12 protein-coding genes are annotated in these 14,063 nt (G+C 62.2%); 4 read left to right on the forward strand and 8 right to left on the reverse strand.

Annotated elements, in window-relative coordinates:
- Window position 1 precedes the first annotated feature (1 nt).
- From AC58D2_RS14120 to AC58D2_RS14150, 7 genes are all read right to left on the reverse strand, one after another.
- Window positions 2-991, reverse strand: coding sequence for a TerC family protein (locus tag AC58D2_RS14120; RefSeq protein WP_497391386.1), 990 nt, complete (start codon window positions 989-991; stop codon window positions 2-4).
- A gap of 69 nt (window positions 992-1,060) precedes the next feature.
- Window positions 1,061-1,243 carry a DUF465 domain-containing protein gene (locus AC58D2_RS14125; RefSeq protein ID WP_497391388.1) on the reverse strand — a complete coding sequence of 61 codons (183 nt, stop codon included), beginning with the start codon at window positions 1,241-1,243 and terminating at the stop codon, window positions 1,061-1,063.
- Window positions 1,244-1,639: 396 nt separating this feature from the next.
- Complete coding sequence (locus AC58D2_RS14130) at window positions 1,640-2,464, reverse strand: helix-turn-helix domain-containing protein (RefSeq protein WP_497391390.1); 825 nt, start codon at window positions 2,462-2,464, stop codon at window positions 1,640-1,642.
- A gap of 82 nt (window positions 2,465-2,546) precedes the next feature.
- Window positions 2,547-3,866 carry an amidohydrolase gene (locus tag AC58D2_RS14135; protein WP_497391392.1) on the reverse strand — a complete coding sequence of 440 codons (1,320 nt, stop codon included), beginning with the start codon at window positions 3,864-3,866 and terminating at the stop codon, window positions 2,547-2,549.
- 22 nt (window positions 3,867-3,888) lie between these two features.
- Window positions 3,889-4,527 carry a DUF4893 domain-containing protein gene (locus tag AC58D2_RS14140; protein WP_497391394.1) on the reverse strand — a complete coding sequence of 213 codons (639 nt, stop codon included), beginning with the start codon at window positions 4,525-4,527 and terminating at the stop codon, window positions 3,889-3,891.
- Between the two features lie 77 nt (window positions 4,528-4,604).
- The gene (locus tag AC58D2_RS14145; RefSeq protein WP_497391396.1) at window positions 4,605-5,390 is read right to left on the reverse strand and encodes a 3-hydroxybutyrate dehydrogenase; all 786 of its coding nucleotides are present in this window, start codon (window positions 5,388-5,390) and stop codon (window positions 4,605-4,607) included.
- A 32-nt stretch (window positions 5,391-5,422) separates the two neighbouring features.
- Window positions 5,423-6,580 (reverse strand): patatin-like phospholipase family protein, encoded by a 1,158-nt coding sequence (locus AC58D2_RS14150; RefSeq protein ID WP_497391397.1) that lies wholly within the window; start codon window positions 6,578-6,580, stop codon window positions 5,423-5,425.
- 154 nt (window positions 6,581-6,734) lie between these two features.
- Between AC58D2_RS14150 and ypfJ the strand changes: the two genes are divergently transcribed.
- On the forward strand, window positions 6,735-7,643 hold the full coding sequence (ypfJ, locus tag AC58D2_RS14155; RefSeq protein ID WP_497391399.1) for a KPN_02809 family neutral zinc metallopeptidase: 909 nt from the start codon (window positions 6,735-6,737) through the stop codon (window positions 7,641-7,643).
- A complete protein-coding gene (locus tag AC58D2_RS14160) occupies window positions 7,616-8,893 on the forward strand; it encodes a Xaa-Pro dipeptidase (protein WP_497391401.1) in 1,278 nt (425 codons plus the stop codon). Before ypfJ ends, AC58D2_RS14160 begins: the two co-directional genes overlap by 28 nt.
- An 801-nt stretch (window positions 8,894-9,694) precedes the next feature.
- Here AC58D2_RS14160 and AC58D2_RS14165 read toward each other — a convergent pair.
- Window positions 9,695-10,951, reverse strand: a complete 1,257-nt coding sequence (locus AC58D2_RS14165; protein ID WP_494227847.1) for a TetR family transcriptional regulator — start codon at window positions 10,949-10,951, stop codon at window positions 9,695-9,697.
- A gap of 217 nt (window positions 10,952-11,168) precedes the next feature.
- Between AC58D2_RS14165 and AC58D2_RS14170 the strand changes: the two genes are divergently transcribed.
- Both AC58D2_RS14170 and AC58D2_RS14175 read left to right on the forward strand, forming a co-directional pair.
- Window positions 11,169-12,122, forward strand: a complete 954-nt coding sequence (locus AC58D2_RS14170; protein ID WP_494227846.1) for a helix-turn-helix domain-containing protein — start codon at window positions 11,169-11,171, stop codon at window positions 12,120-12,122.
- Between the two features lie 161 nt (window positions 12,123-12,283).
- Complete coding sequence (locus AC58D2_RS14175) at window positions 12,284-13,945, forward strand: GMC family oxidoreductase N-terminal domain-containing protein (protein ID WP_494227845.1); 1,662 nt, start codon at window positions 12,284-12,286, stop codon at window positions 13,943-13,945.
- The last annotated feature ends 118 nt before the right edge of the window (window positions 13,946-14,063 follow it).

A 14,063-nucleotide genomic window follows, 5' to 3' on the forward strand; every position in this document is an offset into this window, starting at 1 on the left:
ATCACCGCGCCGCTTCCCCCTGCCCGCCGTCACGCGTCTTGACCAGCGACCAGATCACCCCGCCCGCAATCAGCCCGATCGTAACGCCCAGGCTGACCAGCGGCGGGAATTTTCCGCCTCCCATCACGAAATCGGCGACGAATATCTTCGACCCGATAAACACGAGCACCAGCGCCAGCGCATATTTGAGATAGTGGAAACGGTGGACCATCGCCGCGAGCGCGAAATAGAGCGCGCGCAAGCCTAAAATTGCCATGATGTTCGACGTGTAGACGATGAAGGTGTCCGTGGTGATGGCGAAGATCGCCGGAACGCTGTCGACCGCGAACACGAGGTCGGCGAGATTGATGACGACCAGCGCGAGGAACAACGGCGTCGCTGCGAGCGCCAACTTTCCCGTCTTTTCGTCCGACACGCGAACGAAGAATTTTTCGCCGTGCAGGTCCTGCGTGATCGGAATATGGCGCGACAGCCATCCGACCACGGGATTGCCCGCGACGTCCATCGGTTTCTCGCCGGCGAACAGCATCTTGATGCCGGTCAAGATCAGGAAAGCCGCAAATATATAGAGCAGCCAGCCATATTGGGTGACCAGCGCCGCGCCACCCGCGATCATGATTCCGCGCAGCACGATCACCGCCATGATGCCCCACAGCAGCGCCCGGTATTGGAAGCGCGCCGGGATCGCGAACGTGGCGAAGATCAAGGAAATCACGAAGATATTGTCGATCGAAAGCGCCTTTTCGATGAAAAAGCCGGTGAAATATTGCATCCCCGCTTCGCCGCCCTTCGCCGCCCATATCCAGCCGCCGAACATGATCGCGATGCCGATGTACATTGCCGAAAGCCTGAGGCTTTCTCCGATGCCCATTTCCCTGTTTTCCTTGTGCAGGATGCCGAGGTCGAAGGCAGTGAGGGCGACGACCAGACCCAGAAAGGCGAGCCAGAACCACAGCGGGGTGCCGAGCCAGTCGATAAACAGAAAATCCATGATCCCATTCCACGCAAGGCGGGCGCGCCGCCGAATGGCGACGCGCCCTGCAATTCGATCCGCTGAAAATTAAACCGCGATGGCCGGTCGGCGCATCAGCGAGGCGAGGCGATCCTTGACCGCGAGCTTCAGCTTCTTGAGCCGAAGCACCCGGAACGGATCGCCGCCGCTCAGGCGCGCTTCGCGCCGTACCGCGTCGTCCAGACGACGATGCAGCACCGTCAGGCGATAGATGTGGGCATGTACAGACATATGGCCTCCTGTATGAGCGAGCTCAAAAAACAGGTGACGCCGATACCGGAAGCCCTTGGTAGGGGGGAGGTGGGCCGCCAGAGGCATCGGTGTCACCCGATGCGGTCCGACATCACGCCTCGGAAGAAACTTCCGTGGACGCCAGAGGGGCCCGGCCCGCATGAACATTATGTAGGAAGCCCGCCCGCAGCGTGCAAGACCCTCGCGCCGCGCTCGTCGGTTCAATATCGCGGAGGGAGCAAAATCGGCTTCCCGGGGGCAAGCCCGGGAGGCCGGAAGTCGGGAGGGGGGCATTATACATGTTCGGCGTCTGCGACCTCGCAGCCCACGAACAGCGTGAAAACCGGCATTTCTTCATGGCCCCGGACGATGCCGCTGAAGACGGTCGGGGCGCGATCAGGAAACGCGATTAAAATGCGCCGTTTCCAGTTTCTCCTGCTGGTTGCTGGACCAGACGATCGTTTCGGTCATGGATTTCGAATCCTTGGCGACGGTATAGACGCGCGTCGAAACCCGCGCGCCAGCCTTGCCCAGCGTCATCACCAATGTGTCCGGCGCCGGTTGGCGCAGAGCCACCGTGTCGATGAACTCCATATTCCCCGTGACGGGCACGGGCACGCCATCCAGCGCGGCCGTCGATTCCGCATGCTTGCTCGACCCGTCGGGCGCGACGATTTCGACCCGCGTCGTCCATTTGCCGTCTTGCGACGCACGGAATGTCATCGTGACCCGTCGGGGTCGTTCGTTCTCGGGCATAAGCGATGCGTCGAGCGACCAGCTTCCGACCAGCGGCAATTGCCCGGACGCGGCGCTGTAAACGGCATCGGCTGTTCCATCCCGATCGGCCGAGGGGTCGGCTGCGAGCATTAATCCGGCGGCGACCAGCGGTATTGCAATCAGCATGACGATCATTCCTTTCGAACCACGGACCCCGGGTTTTTCGGGGTGCGCCTGATCTGTCACCGCGTGGCCCCGGCTCGAAAGATCGATTTTTTCGTCACAAGTTTTTTGGAGGTCGAGCAGCCGCGCCAGTTCGCGGCTGCTGCCAACGCCCGTCTTCCGCCGCGCACTGCGCAATCGCTCGTTGATCGAGGTTTCCGAACGGCCCAGGCGCGCGGCGATCGTCTTGACGGTGTGGCCGGCAACCAACAGATTCAGAATTTCCATTTCCCGGTCGGAAAGGCACTCCGACAGGCCGGAAGCAGGTTCATTGGCGGACATGCCGCCTGCTCACCACAGCCCTGCAAACAGGTCCAGCCCAATTTATTTGGGACGCGGGCGCGCGGGAAGGTTGGCTGCAGGTCTAGGACGCGCCCTTCGCCATCAGCTTCATTGCCAATGCGGTGAGCGCCTCGGTTGCGGTCGAGATGACCGCCGGAGCGTCGGGGGCCCAGAAAGGGGAATGCAGGCTGGGAAGCGTGCGCCCGTCCTTCTGCGCCGCCGCAAATTCGCCGGCCGGAACGCCGCCCACCCAGAAAATCATGCTCTTGATGCTCTTATCCTCGCGGGCGAAGCGCCCGAAATCTTCGCCGCCCATCACCGGGGGCATCTTGACGACGCGCTGGTCTCCGAACCGTGCGGTCAGGACCGATGCCATCTGTTCGGTGAAATCGGGCGTATTGAAGGTCGAAGGCGTATATTCATCGCGATCGACTTTCACGACCGGCAGCTTGTCGTCGGGAAGACCCGCCGCGACCCCCTCACCCTTTGCGATGCGCGCGATACCGTCGAGCAGATGATCGCGAACCTCGTCGGTGTAGCTGCGCACGGTCAGTTGCAGCTTCGCCTCGTCGGGGATGATATTGTGCTTTGCTCCGGCATGAAAACTGCCGACCGTCACGACCGCGCTGTCGAGCGGGCTGACCTCGCGCGAAACAAGGGTCTGCAAGGACGTCACGATCCGGCTGGCCAGCACGATCGGGTCCTTGGTCGCTTGCGGATAGGCGCCGTGCCCTCCCACGCCCTTTACCGTGATGTCGACGCTGTCGACGTTGGCGAGCGCATAACCCGGCGTGTACCCGATCTTGCCCGCGGGAAACCCTGCCGCATCGTGGAAGGCGATCGCATATTCGGGCTTGGGAAAGCGCGTATAGAGGCCGTCCTCCAGCATCATCCGCGCGCCGGCGCCGCGCTCCTCGGCCGGCTGGCCGATCATCACCAGCGTACCCGACCATTTATCCTTGTTCGCCGCCATCAGCCGCGCCACGCCGATCCAGCTCGTCATGTGCGTATCGTGGCCGCACGCGTGCATGACGCCGGTTTCGACGCCCTCGTCGGTGGTGACCCGCACCTTCGACGCGCCGGGCAGGCCCGTCTGCTCGGTCACGGGCAGGCCGTCCATGTCGGCGCGAACCAGCACCACCGGTCCCGACCCGTTCTTCATCACCGCGACGACACCGGTGCCGCCGACCTTCTCGGTGACGTCGAAGCCGAGCTTTCTGGCCTCGGCCGCGAGGATTCCCGCCGAACGAACCTCGTGGAAACTAAGTTCGGGATGCGCGTGAAGGTCGGCATAGATGTCGATCAGCGACGGCATCTCGGCCTTCACCTGTTCGCCCAATGTTTGCGCCGACGCCGGCAGGCCGAGTGCCAGCGCCGCAAGACCTGTCCACAAAACTCGCATAGTCGCCCCCTTGTGCAAATTGTCAGTTGGCCGGAACCAGTTCGATCACGTCCAGCAACGATTCATAGGCCGGTGCCGGCAGCACGAGCCGCCAGCGATTGTCGCCAATGCGTTCGACCAGCCCGGCCATATCGCGCATCCGGTCGTTGCCATAGCTGACCGGCATCTCCTCATCGCCGAGTTCCAGCGTGCCGAGAAACACCTGCCGTTTCAGATTATCGGGAAAAATCAGGCCAACGGGACGCTGCGACCCCGTCAGCTTGGTCAGGCTGACAAGGCCCTGCTCTTCCGCGACGCGGCACCGAAACCAGTCATAGGCGACATAGCCGAGCGTGCCGCGCTGCGCACCGACCTTGACCGTTCGGCAGCGATAATCGCCCGCCGGCAGATAGGGATTGGGGAGCGCAGCCGTCGGCTGCAACACCACCCCTTCGCGTTCGATGTCGGCCCCATATCCCTTCGCCTGCGCGTCGGCCAGCGCCGCCTGCCAGCTGCGATACCAGTTCCGTATCCGCATCCGGTCCTGTTCGGTGGCGGTGGCCCGCCACGTCCCTGCGGCGGGCGTGTCGGCGGCCGATGTCGGCATCGGCGGCACCGTCTGGCACGCGGCGAGGCCAAGCCCCGCCGCGAGGAACATATATTTCGCGCGACCCCACATCATATCTACTCCCGGCCCCATATGCGTTAACCTTAGGATAAGGGGTCACATTGCTCAAGACCGGGACAGGAAAAAGGAGATCAGGCGGCGGTCCAGCCGCCGTCGACGCTCAGATTGGCTCCGGTGATATTTGCCGCTTCGTCGCGCGTCAGGAAGACCGCAAGCGCCGCAACCTGCTCCACGGTGACGAACTGCTTCGTCGGCTGCCCAGCCAGCAGGACATCGTTGATCACCTGTTCGCGCGTCATGTGACGCGCCTTCATCGTGTCGGGAATCTGTCCTTCGACGAGCGGCGTCCAGACGTATCCCGGACTGATGCAGTTGGCGGTGATGCCCGCCTCGGCCACCTCCAGCGCAACGGTCTTGGTCAGCCCGGCAAGTCCGTGCTTGGCTGCGACATAGGCCGATTTGAACGGAGAGGCGACAAGCGAGTGCGCCGACGCGGTGCCGATAATCCGCCCCCACCCCTTCTTGCGCATCCCCGGCACGGCGTGACGGATGGTGTGAAAGGACGACGACAGGTTCAGCGCCAGGATCAGATCCCATTTTTCGGGCGGAAAATCCTCGATCGGCGAGACGAACTGGGTCCCGGCATTGTTCACGAGGATGTCGACCCCGCCCAGATCCTTGTCGGCGCGCGCGAACATCTCGCCGATTTCGTCGGCCTTGGTCAGGTCCGCGCTATCGTAGGCGGCTTTGGCGCCATTGAGTCTTTCCAATCCCACGCGTTCCGTTTCGATGGCGTCGGCATCGCCAAAACCGTTGATGACGATGTTCGCCCCCTCGGTCGCCAGCGCCTTGGCGATGCCGAGCCCGATACCCGAAGTCGATCCGGTGACGAGCGCCGTCTTGCCTTTGAGATGCATGATGATGGTCCTTTCTTCGTTGGGGGAGAGAGTCAGGAAACGTCCGGCGTCGCCTTTGGTCGCAATTCGTTCGACTGAACCGCAAAACTTTCGGAGCGACCCTCGGCGATGCTCTGAGCCAGCACGTGACCGTCCTTCATCGCCGCTTCGACCGCCGCGCGCCCGAGCGCCCAGTTCGCCTCCATCGTCGAACGCGAAAATTCGAAATCGCGCGCGCCGGTCTGCCAGGACGGCGGTTCGTGGATCAACTGGACGACATTCAACGCGCGGCAATCGACCATCTTCTCGACCGCCTTCACCTCGGGAAGCGCGCGGGTGGCCTCGGGAAGCTTGTCGATCATTTTCTGAACAAGCTGGTGCTCCTTTCGGCGACGGACGAGGCCGTCCGATATGCGGCGCGTCCGGCTCGAATAACGGATATCCTTTTCGCGCGACCAGGCTTCTTCCAGATCGTGCGGGCGGCTGCCGCGGGCAGGAAAAAGGTCGACCTGGAACACCAGCATGTCATCGCGCGCCGATTGCACGACATGTTCAAGCGGCGTGTTGGAGACGAGCCCCCCGTCCCAATACCAGCTTCCGTCGATCTCGACCGGCGGCAGGCCCGGTGGCAGGGCACCCGACGCCAGGATATGCCGCGCATCGATGCGATCGTTCTTCGTGTCGAAATAGCGGAAATTTCCGGTCTCGACGGCAACCGCGCCGACCGACAGCCGGACCTTGCCTTGGTTGACGCGCTCCCAATCGACGAGTCTGTCGAGCGTAGCGACAAGCGGCGTGGTGTCATAGAAGCTGACCGCAGCGGGGGTCTGCGGTTCGGCGAACAGCGGCGGCGGCCACCGCGGCGTAAAGAAACCGGGAACGCCAAAAGTCGCAACCTGTCCGGCGGCGGCGAGGTGCGTCCATTCGCGCACGAGGTCATTGTCGATCGTCGGTAGCGCGGGCAGCGCCGAAGAGGCGCCGTCCCAGAATTCGCGCATCTTCCCGACGGCTTCGTCTCGCGGATTCCCCGCGATGATCGCGGCGTTGATCGCGCCGATCGAAATGCCCGCGACCCAATCGAGTTCGACCCCGAGCTCGATGAGTGCCTCATAGACCCCCGCCTGATAGGCGCCGAGCGCACCGCCACCCTGGAGCACCAGCACGACGAGGTCGGGCAGCGGCAAGGCGGCGGGAGCGGCGCGGCGCGGCATGGGACTCGGGGGATCCTTTCGCAGGAGTTCGGGCCGCATAGGTGGCGCGCGGCACCTGCCTTTGCAACCCCGGCGCCGAAGACCCTTCCCTTTGGGCCAAGCTGCTGTCAGAACCGGAAGCGGACCGAAACCCCTTGCGCTGGAGACCCCGACGATGCGCCTCGACGATTATGATCCCGGCGACGACATTCGCGACCTCGGACGCGGCGGCGGTGGCTTCGGCGGTGGTGGCGGCAGCGGCATGGGCGGGTTGCTCGTCGGTCTGCTGCCGATGCTGCTCGGGCGCAAGATGGGCTGCGGGACGATCGTCCTCCTCGGCATCCTCGCTTTCGTCTTCCTTGGTCCCGGCGCCAGCCTGCTGAGCACCGGCGGCGGCACCGCCGATCCGATGGCCGACAGCCGCAGCGCGGAGCAGGGCGTCGCATGCGACACCGCGGCCGAGAAATTCGCCTGTAACGTCTTCGGCTCGACGCATCAGGTCTGGGGCCAGCTTATCGAAGGCTACCGCAAGCCGACGCTGAATTTCTTCACCGATCAGAACCGGTCGGGCTGCGGCGCAGCGCAGGCGGCGATGGGTCCCTTTTATTGCCCCGCCGACCAGGGCGTCTATCTCGACACCAGCTTCTTCGACGAACTCGCCAGCCGCTTCGGCGCCGCTGGCGATGCGGCGCAGGCCTATGTCGTCGCCCACGAAGTCGGGCATCATATCCAGACGCTGACCGGCACATCGGACAAGGTTCGCCAGATGCAGGCGCGCGCCTCGCAGGAGCAGGGAAATGCGATTCAGGTCCGGATGGAGCTGCAAGCCGACTGCTACGCCGGCGTGTGGGCCGCACGTGCGCGCAACAGCGCCGGACAGCCCGTGATGGAAGCCGGCGACATGGAAGAGGCCATGCGCGCCGCCAACGCGATCGGCGACGACACGCTGATGCGCTCGGCGGGCCAGCGCCCCGTGCCCGAAAGTTTCACCCACGGGACCAGCGAGCAGCGCATGACGTGGCTGCGTCGCGGGCTTGAAACCGGAGATCCGCGCCAGTGCGACACCTTCAGCGCTTCCCTCTGATCGCCGCGGCGGCGCTCGCCGCGGCACCCGCGTCGGCCGCCACGCTCTATGTCGAAACGGGCCGCCTGATCGACGGCGTGACGAACGAGGTTCGCACCGGCCAATGCGTGACGATCGCGGACGAACGCATCGCATCGGTCGCGCCCTGCGGCACCACCCCCGCGGGGGCGACGCGGCTCGACTGGTCGGCCTACACCGTTCTGCCCGGCCTGATCGACCTGCACACGCATCTTGCCGATCTGGGCCAGAGCGCCGACCTCGCCGCGCCGATGAAGGCCGGACCCGCCGAGACCGCGCTCGTCGGCGCGCGCAACGCCCGTGTTACATTGAACGCCGGATTCACGAGCGTCCGCGACGTCGGAACCTATCGCGGCCTGACCGACGTCGCGCTGCGGAACGCGATCGAGCGCGGCGACGTGCCGGGGCCGCGCATGTGGGTCGCGGGCGCCTATATCACGATCCCCGGCGGCGGCGGCGAACTCAACGGGGTGGTGCCGAACGACCAGCTTCCCCCCGACATGCGCCTCGGCGTCGCCGCGACGCCCGAAGAGGCCGCCGAAAAGACCGCCTTTCTGCTCGATCATGGTGCCGATTTCATCAAGACGATCGCGACCGGCGCCGTGCTCGCGATCGGGACCGAACCCGGTGCGCCCGAACTCACCGAGGAACAGCTCCGCGCGGTGGTGAAGGTCGCCCATGCGCGCGGCAAGCGCGTAACCGCGCATGCGCATGGCGCCGAGGGTATCAAGAATGCGATCCGCGCCGGGGTCGACAGCATCGAACATGCGAGCCTTGCCGACGAGGAAGCGTTGCAGATGGCCAAGGCCCACGGCACATGGCTCGTCATGGATATCTACAACGGCACCTACATCGATCAGGAAGGCACGAAAGAGGGCTGGCCCGAGGAATATCTGCGCAAGAATCGCGAAACCACCGACACCCAGCGCGCCGCATTCCACCGCGCCGTCGAACTCGGCGTCAAGCTTGGCTACGGCACCGACGCCGGCGTCTATCCACACGGGCTTAACGCGCGGCAGTTCCGCAACATGGTCAAATATGGAATGACGCCGATGCAGGCAATCCAGGCCGCAACCGGCCGCGCCGCAGAGGAAATGGGCCGCGACGATGTGGGCGCGATCGTCGCCGGTCGCTACGCCGACATGGTCGCGGTCAAAGCCGACCCGCTGGCCGACATTACGGCGCTCGAAAAGATCGACCATGTGATGAAGGGCGGCGCGATCGTCCGCTGACGATCGAAAGTGGCCCTTCCCCTTCTCGTCACCCCGGACCCTTCGACAAGCTCGGGACAGGCTTGATCCGGGGTCCATGACTTCGGCGCTGCTATGGATCCCGGATCAAGTCCGGGATGACGAATATCAATGAACGACCGGAAGTCGACAATCCGCTTCTTCAACATGTCATCCCCGCGAAAGCGGGGATCCAGAGCCTGCATAGGCCGATCCATCCCCGGATTCCCGCTTTCCCGGGGACACCGATGTTATAACTCGCTCTCGGTCGTAATCTGAAGGTAGCTTGGTAGGCCGGAGAATAGGAGCGCTCCGACCGGTTGCTGCCCATGCCGTATCAGGCGGCGCATAGGGTACGAAGATGCAGTGAAGATGAGCTTTGGCGCAGCGATACAGGGGCAAATGGCAGAATTTTGAGGGTATTTGATCACTCTACGAGCACCCAGACGTAGTAGTAAGACACTGAATATAAACTGAATTTCTAGAAAGCCGGATTCTTATGCCATCAGAAATGACATCCGTTCAACCGGGTCTCGGGGGATGAATCGATATTTTATGGGTTGAATGAGGTGACGGTTCGTAGCTTCAGTTCTGCCGTTTGGGATAGAAAGAGTGGGCTCACCAGCCGACGCCGAACTGTGAGAACACGTCATCTGCCATCGATGGCCGGTCAGTCGCACTGAAACAACGTCGATTTGACGTTGGGGTTTGTCGCCAATGCTGATCGATCGTAAAAATCTGTCGCGGGTTCTTTCAGTCTCACTGCGTGCAGAATCAACCACGAAGGGCGGCGTCGATCATGGTCTACAATTCTGCTATAAAATCAAAGTTTTCTTTAAAATGTTTTGTCGCCAACAGCATGTCTTCCATCGTCCGACCGGTGGCCAATGATCTGACCATTTTGCCGACAAATGCAGACAGCCCGTAAATTCCGATCGAAGCCAGCCCTCCCGTCCGGCCATAGGATTTTCCGATAATCTCGGACCATGCAGCTTGAGTGTCCCGGATGAACGGCCAAATGGATTCCCTTAACGCCGGATGTCGATAAGCCTCTATCCAGTTCCCGAAGAGGACTGCATTTTCGCCAGGAAATTCCGACACCTCGCGTACGAATATAGTCGATGTGACGGCGGCCAGAAGCGCTGGAGACAGCGGTTGGTCGTTTATGACCGAAAGAGCGTGTCGATAGCGAAGTTTGGATCGACCGGTTAGTGCCGCCTGGGATTCGCGAACGAGCGTATCGATCGTTGGAAAGTGATAGACTGGTGCGGATGCGCTGAGGCCTGCTTTTTTTGCCACCGACCTGAAATTTAGCGACGATAGGCCCCCTTCGATCTGAATTTCGATGGCGGCATCGACGATGGCCGATTTGACGGTCCTCTCTCCGTAATGGCGGGCAGGACGGGCGACAGCCGCTACCGCTCCCCGGGGCGCCCATGCTTCAATCGACGCATGGTCGATTATCACGGCGTCCAATCGCTCGGGATCGAGGTCCAATGCGCAGATTACGAAGATGAGGCCGGTCGCTAGGTCGATATCCTGTGGCGGGAGCTGGCCTGGGCGGTCGCAGTCTGGAGGCGCAGAAGAGGCCGTATAGCTTCGATCGAGATGTTCGAACCAAGTTCTTGCGATGGCGATGCTTTCGGCGTCGCGCCCGGCATGCGCCAATACTTCAGCGCACGCCACGATCGAATCCTTCATTTCCCCGGCAAACGCGCGGACGATAGTCAAGAGCGGCGAGCGCAGGCGACCTGTCGATGCTTCGACGGTCCGGCTATTGGCGCGATCAACGATTTGCAGGAAATGCAGCAGGGCGTGTTGGGAGGCGGCTGACACGAGACTTTGTCTGGTCTGGAAATGATATTGCACAAGAGCCCGGCTGACACCCGCTGTATTCGCAACGACGCGATAAGTGAGGCCCGCTATCCCCTTGTTTGCCAAGACGGCGATCGTCGCGTCGAGGATGGTTTGCCGGGTCGGGCTTCGCTGAACTTCCTGCTCGCTGAGGAGTTCGCCTCCGTGCAACTGCTCGACACCCCCGTTGACGACCGACGCGGGCATCCAAGGCGGACGCCTGCGAAGATTCCGTTGACGACCGGTTCATTAAATGAGATTTGAACATTAGTATAGGACGAAGTGGTCGCCTCTGCTTTCCTCCTGATGCGTTCAATTGGTCGATGCGAGGGGCGCAGGGACTGGTTAGCGACGTTTCGGAAATGACGGGTACCACCGCTTTGCCTTATGAGAGCGAACGCTCCGGGTGGATTGGGAGAAGGACATGACCCTGCATTCGGCCATCGTCGATCGTGGCGCGTTGCACGCTTTCGGTCCCTTTAGCGAGACGCTGTGCCAAGCGCATTTTGCGTGGGACTTGGTTCCGGAGAATCGAACCGACTTTCGCGGCAGCATAACCAGCCGACAGTATGGAGATGTAAGTTTCACCTCAATGATGGTCGATCCGGTTCGAGGGCATCGAGCCGCCGGACAGATCGATCATGATACTGACAACAAGGTGGTGCTGACGCTTTACGATCGTGGGCGCCAGACCTTTTCTCATGACCGCCACGAGGTAACGGCGGGCGCGGGGGAGTTGCTACTGTGGAGCGGCGCTCGCCCCGGGTCCGTGGCTTCCGACGAGTTCATGTCATGCGTATCGATCATCTTTCCCCGCGCGCTTGTCGATCAGCATATCTCGCGCATCGACGACCTTTGCGGGCGAAAGGTGAGTCCCAATACCGGTACTGGTAAGATACTGTCGTCGCTTATCAGGAAGCTTCACGAGACAGTCGATATGATCGACGAGGCCGAAAGGCCAGCGGTGTTCCGGTCCGTACTCGATGTCGTCGGATCCTGCTTTGTGCCCGAGGGGCTAATGACGATGCGCACAGGATACCAAGCTGCACTTATGCGCCGTATCGAGACGCATATTCGCGACCGTTTGAAAGCGCGCTCCCTGTGCCCGCGGGCGGTGGCGCGAGAGTTCGGATTTACCGAACGCTATCTTCATCGCCTTTTCGCCGAAGGGGGCGTGACCTTTTCTGAAGCGGTACGCCGCGAGCGCCTCGCTCTGGCGACGCGGATGCTGACGTCGACGGCCTTTTCCTGCGAATCCATCACGAGCATCGCCTTGCAATGCGGCTTTTGCGACGGTGCCTATTTCAGCCGGGTTTTCAAGCAGGCCTTTGGCCAGACTCCATCCGAATTCCGCAACGAATCGCGCCGCCGCCAGTAAAGCGGCGCGGTCGGCCGTTTCGTCCTGGCAGGTCGAACCGGATCGCGACGGGGGATTTTGCCTCACAGGGAACGAACTCTTGTAGATTGGCTTGCGGCCGGTTCTGCTGTTCCTCCACCCCCCATATGCTGCCCGCCTCAGATGGATTTGGGGTGGAGAGCATGACGGCACATCATTTCGACGAAGAGGCTGATTTTGTCCTGGTCGGGGCGGGCTCCGCAGGATGCGTGCTCGCTGATCGGTTGAGCGCGAGCGGCCAAGACCGGATTTTCTTGATCGAGGCTGGAGGGGACGACCGGCCGCTCCGCAATCCCCGGCAATTCCTCTCTAACCTGATGGTCCACGTTCCCATCGGTTACGCCCGAACGTTGAAAGACCCGTCAGTCAACTGGATGTACGACACCGAAGCTGACCCCGGTACGCTGGGCCGCACTCACATGTGGCCGCGCGGGAAAGTGCTCGGCGGTTCATCGTCGATCAATGCCATGCTCTATGTTCGCGGTCAGGCCGCCGATTACGAGCGCTGGAAAGAACTCGGCTGTACCGGTTGGGGCTGGGACGATGTGCTCCCATTGTTCAAGCGATCGGAAAATTATGAACATGGCAGCGACGCCGCGCATGGCGTCGGTGGCCCCCTTGATGTTGCGGACCAGCGTGATCGTCACGCCGTATCGGATGCTGTGGTCCGTGCCGGGCAGCAGGCAGGGCTTCGCGAAGTTGCCGACATGAACCGGGGCGACAATGAAGGCGTCGGCTGGCTACAAGTCACGCAGCGGGGAGGCAAGCGTTGCTCTGCGGCAGTAGCCTTTCTCCATCCCGCGATGAAGCGCGCCAATTTGACCGTGCGTACAGGCAGCCTCGCCATGCGCATCCTATTCGAAGGAAAACGCGCTGTCGGGGTGGAATATTGGAATGACACCGGAATACGGCGTGTGCGGGCGCGACGCGAGGTGGTGCTTAGCGGCGGTGCGGTCAATTCACCGCAACTGCTCATGCTGTCAGGGATTGGCGATGGTGCACAACTGCAAGCGCGCGGGATCGCAGTGGTGGCGGACCGGCCGGAAGTCGGCCGCAATCTTCAGGACCATTTCGTCACGCTTGTCCGCTATCGGCTCAACCCGAATGTCGTCAGCGTCAACGAGTTGACGCGAGGGCCGCGCTTTCTGGCGCAGATTGCTCGTTATGGGTTCGGCCGTCGCGGGCTTTTGTCACTTTCGGCATCGCATATTACCGCCTTTGTGCGCTCGAACGAGGCGGCGCCACGCGCGGACATCCAGTTTCACATTCTTCCAGCGACGATGGATGCCCAAAAACTGGCAACCGAGCAGCGGTTTGAGTTGGAGCGGCAGCCGGGCCTGACGATCGCGCCTTGTCAGTTGCGTCCGATGAGCCGCGGGACGATCAGATTGAAATCGGCCGATCCTACCGAGCATCCACGCATCGACCCCAATTATCTGGACCATCCACTCGACTGCGAAGTTGCGATCGCGGGCTTGCGCTGGGGTCGCCGGATTGGCGAGCAGCAGGCTCTTTCCGGCATGATCGCGTACGAAATGGAACCCGGACTGGCCTTGGAAACCGATGAGCAGCTGCTCGAATTTGCGCGCGGTTACGGCGGGACCCTATACCACCCGGTGGGAACGTGCCGGATGGGTGGGGACGAGGCCTCGGTCGTCGATCCCGCGTTACGGGTTCGCGGGATCGAGGGGCTGAGGGTCATCGATGCGTCGATCATGCCGGAGATCATATCAGGCAACACCAACGCGCCGACGATCATGATCGGTGAGAAGGGGGCAGACCTGCTTCAGGGCAAGGCGCACTAGGCTTCGTGGACAAAGCTTGACTGTGGACTCGGACCTTGATTCAAGGCTGGCTTTTGGAGGCTGCCTTGGGCGAGCGGATTGGCGTTACAGACGAAGAATGGGAAGTGATCGGGCCGCT

The organism is Sphingopyxis sp. CR5 (assembly GCF_059693785.1).

Coding starts and splice junctions, on each gene's coding strand:
- AC58D2_RS14125 (WP_497391388.1), bottom strand. CDS start 1,243: ATGTCTGTACATGCCCACATCTATCGCCTGACGGTGCTGCATCGTCGT.
- AC58D2_RS14140 (WP_497391394.1), bottom strand. CDS start 4,527: ATGATGTGGGGTCGCGCGAAATATATGTTCCTCGCGGCGGGGCTTGGC.
- AC58D2_RS14150 (WP_497391397.1), bottom strand. CDS start 6,580: ATGCCGCGCCGCGCCGCTCCCGCCGCCTTGCCGCTGCCCGACCTCGTC.
- AC58D2_RS14165 (WP_494227847.1), bottom strand. CDS start 10,951: ATGCCCGCGTCGGTCGTCAACGGGGGTGTCGAGCAGTTGCACGGAGGC.
- AC58D2_RS14130 (WP_497391390.1), bottom strand. CDS start 2,464: ATGTCCGCCAATGAACCTGCTTCCGGCCTGTCGGAGTGCCTTTCCGAC.
- AC58D2_RS14170 (WP_494227846.1), top strand. CDS start 11,169: ATGACCCTGCATTCGGCCATCGTCGATCGTGGCGCGTTGCACGCTTTC.
- AC58D2_RS14135 (WP_497391392.1), bottom strand. CDS start 3,866: ATGCGAGTTTTGTGGACAGGTCTTGCGGCGCTGGCACTCGGCCTGCCG.
- AC58D2_RS14145 (WP_497391396.1), bottom strand. CDS start 5,390: ATGCATCTCAAAGGCAAGACGGCGCTCGTCACCGGATCGACTTCGGGT.
- AC58D2_RS14175 (WP_494227845.1), top strand. CDS start 12,284: ATGACGGCACATCATTTCGACGAAGAGGCTGATTTTGTCCTGGTCGGG.
- ypfJ (WP_497391399.1), top strand. CDS start 6,735: ATGCGCCTCGACGATTATGATCCCGGCGACGACATTCGCGACCTCGGA.
- AC58D2_RS14120 (WP_497391386.1), bottom strand. CDS start 991: ATGGATTTTCTGTTTATCGACTGGCTCGGCACCCCGCTGTGGTTCTGG.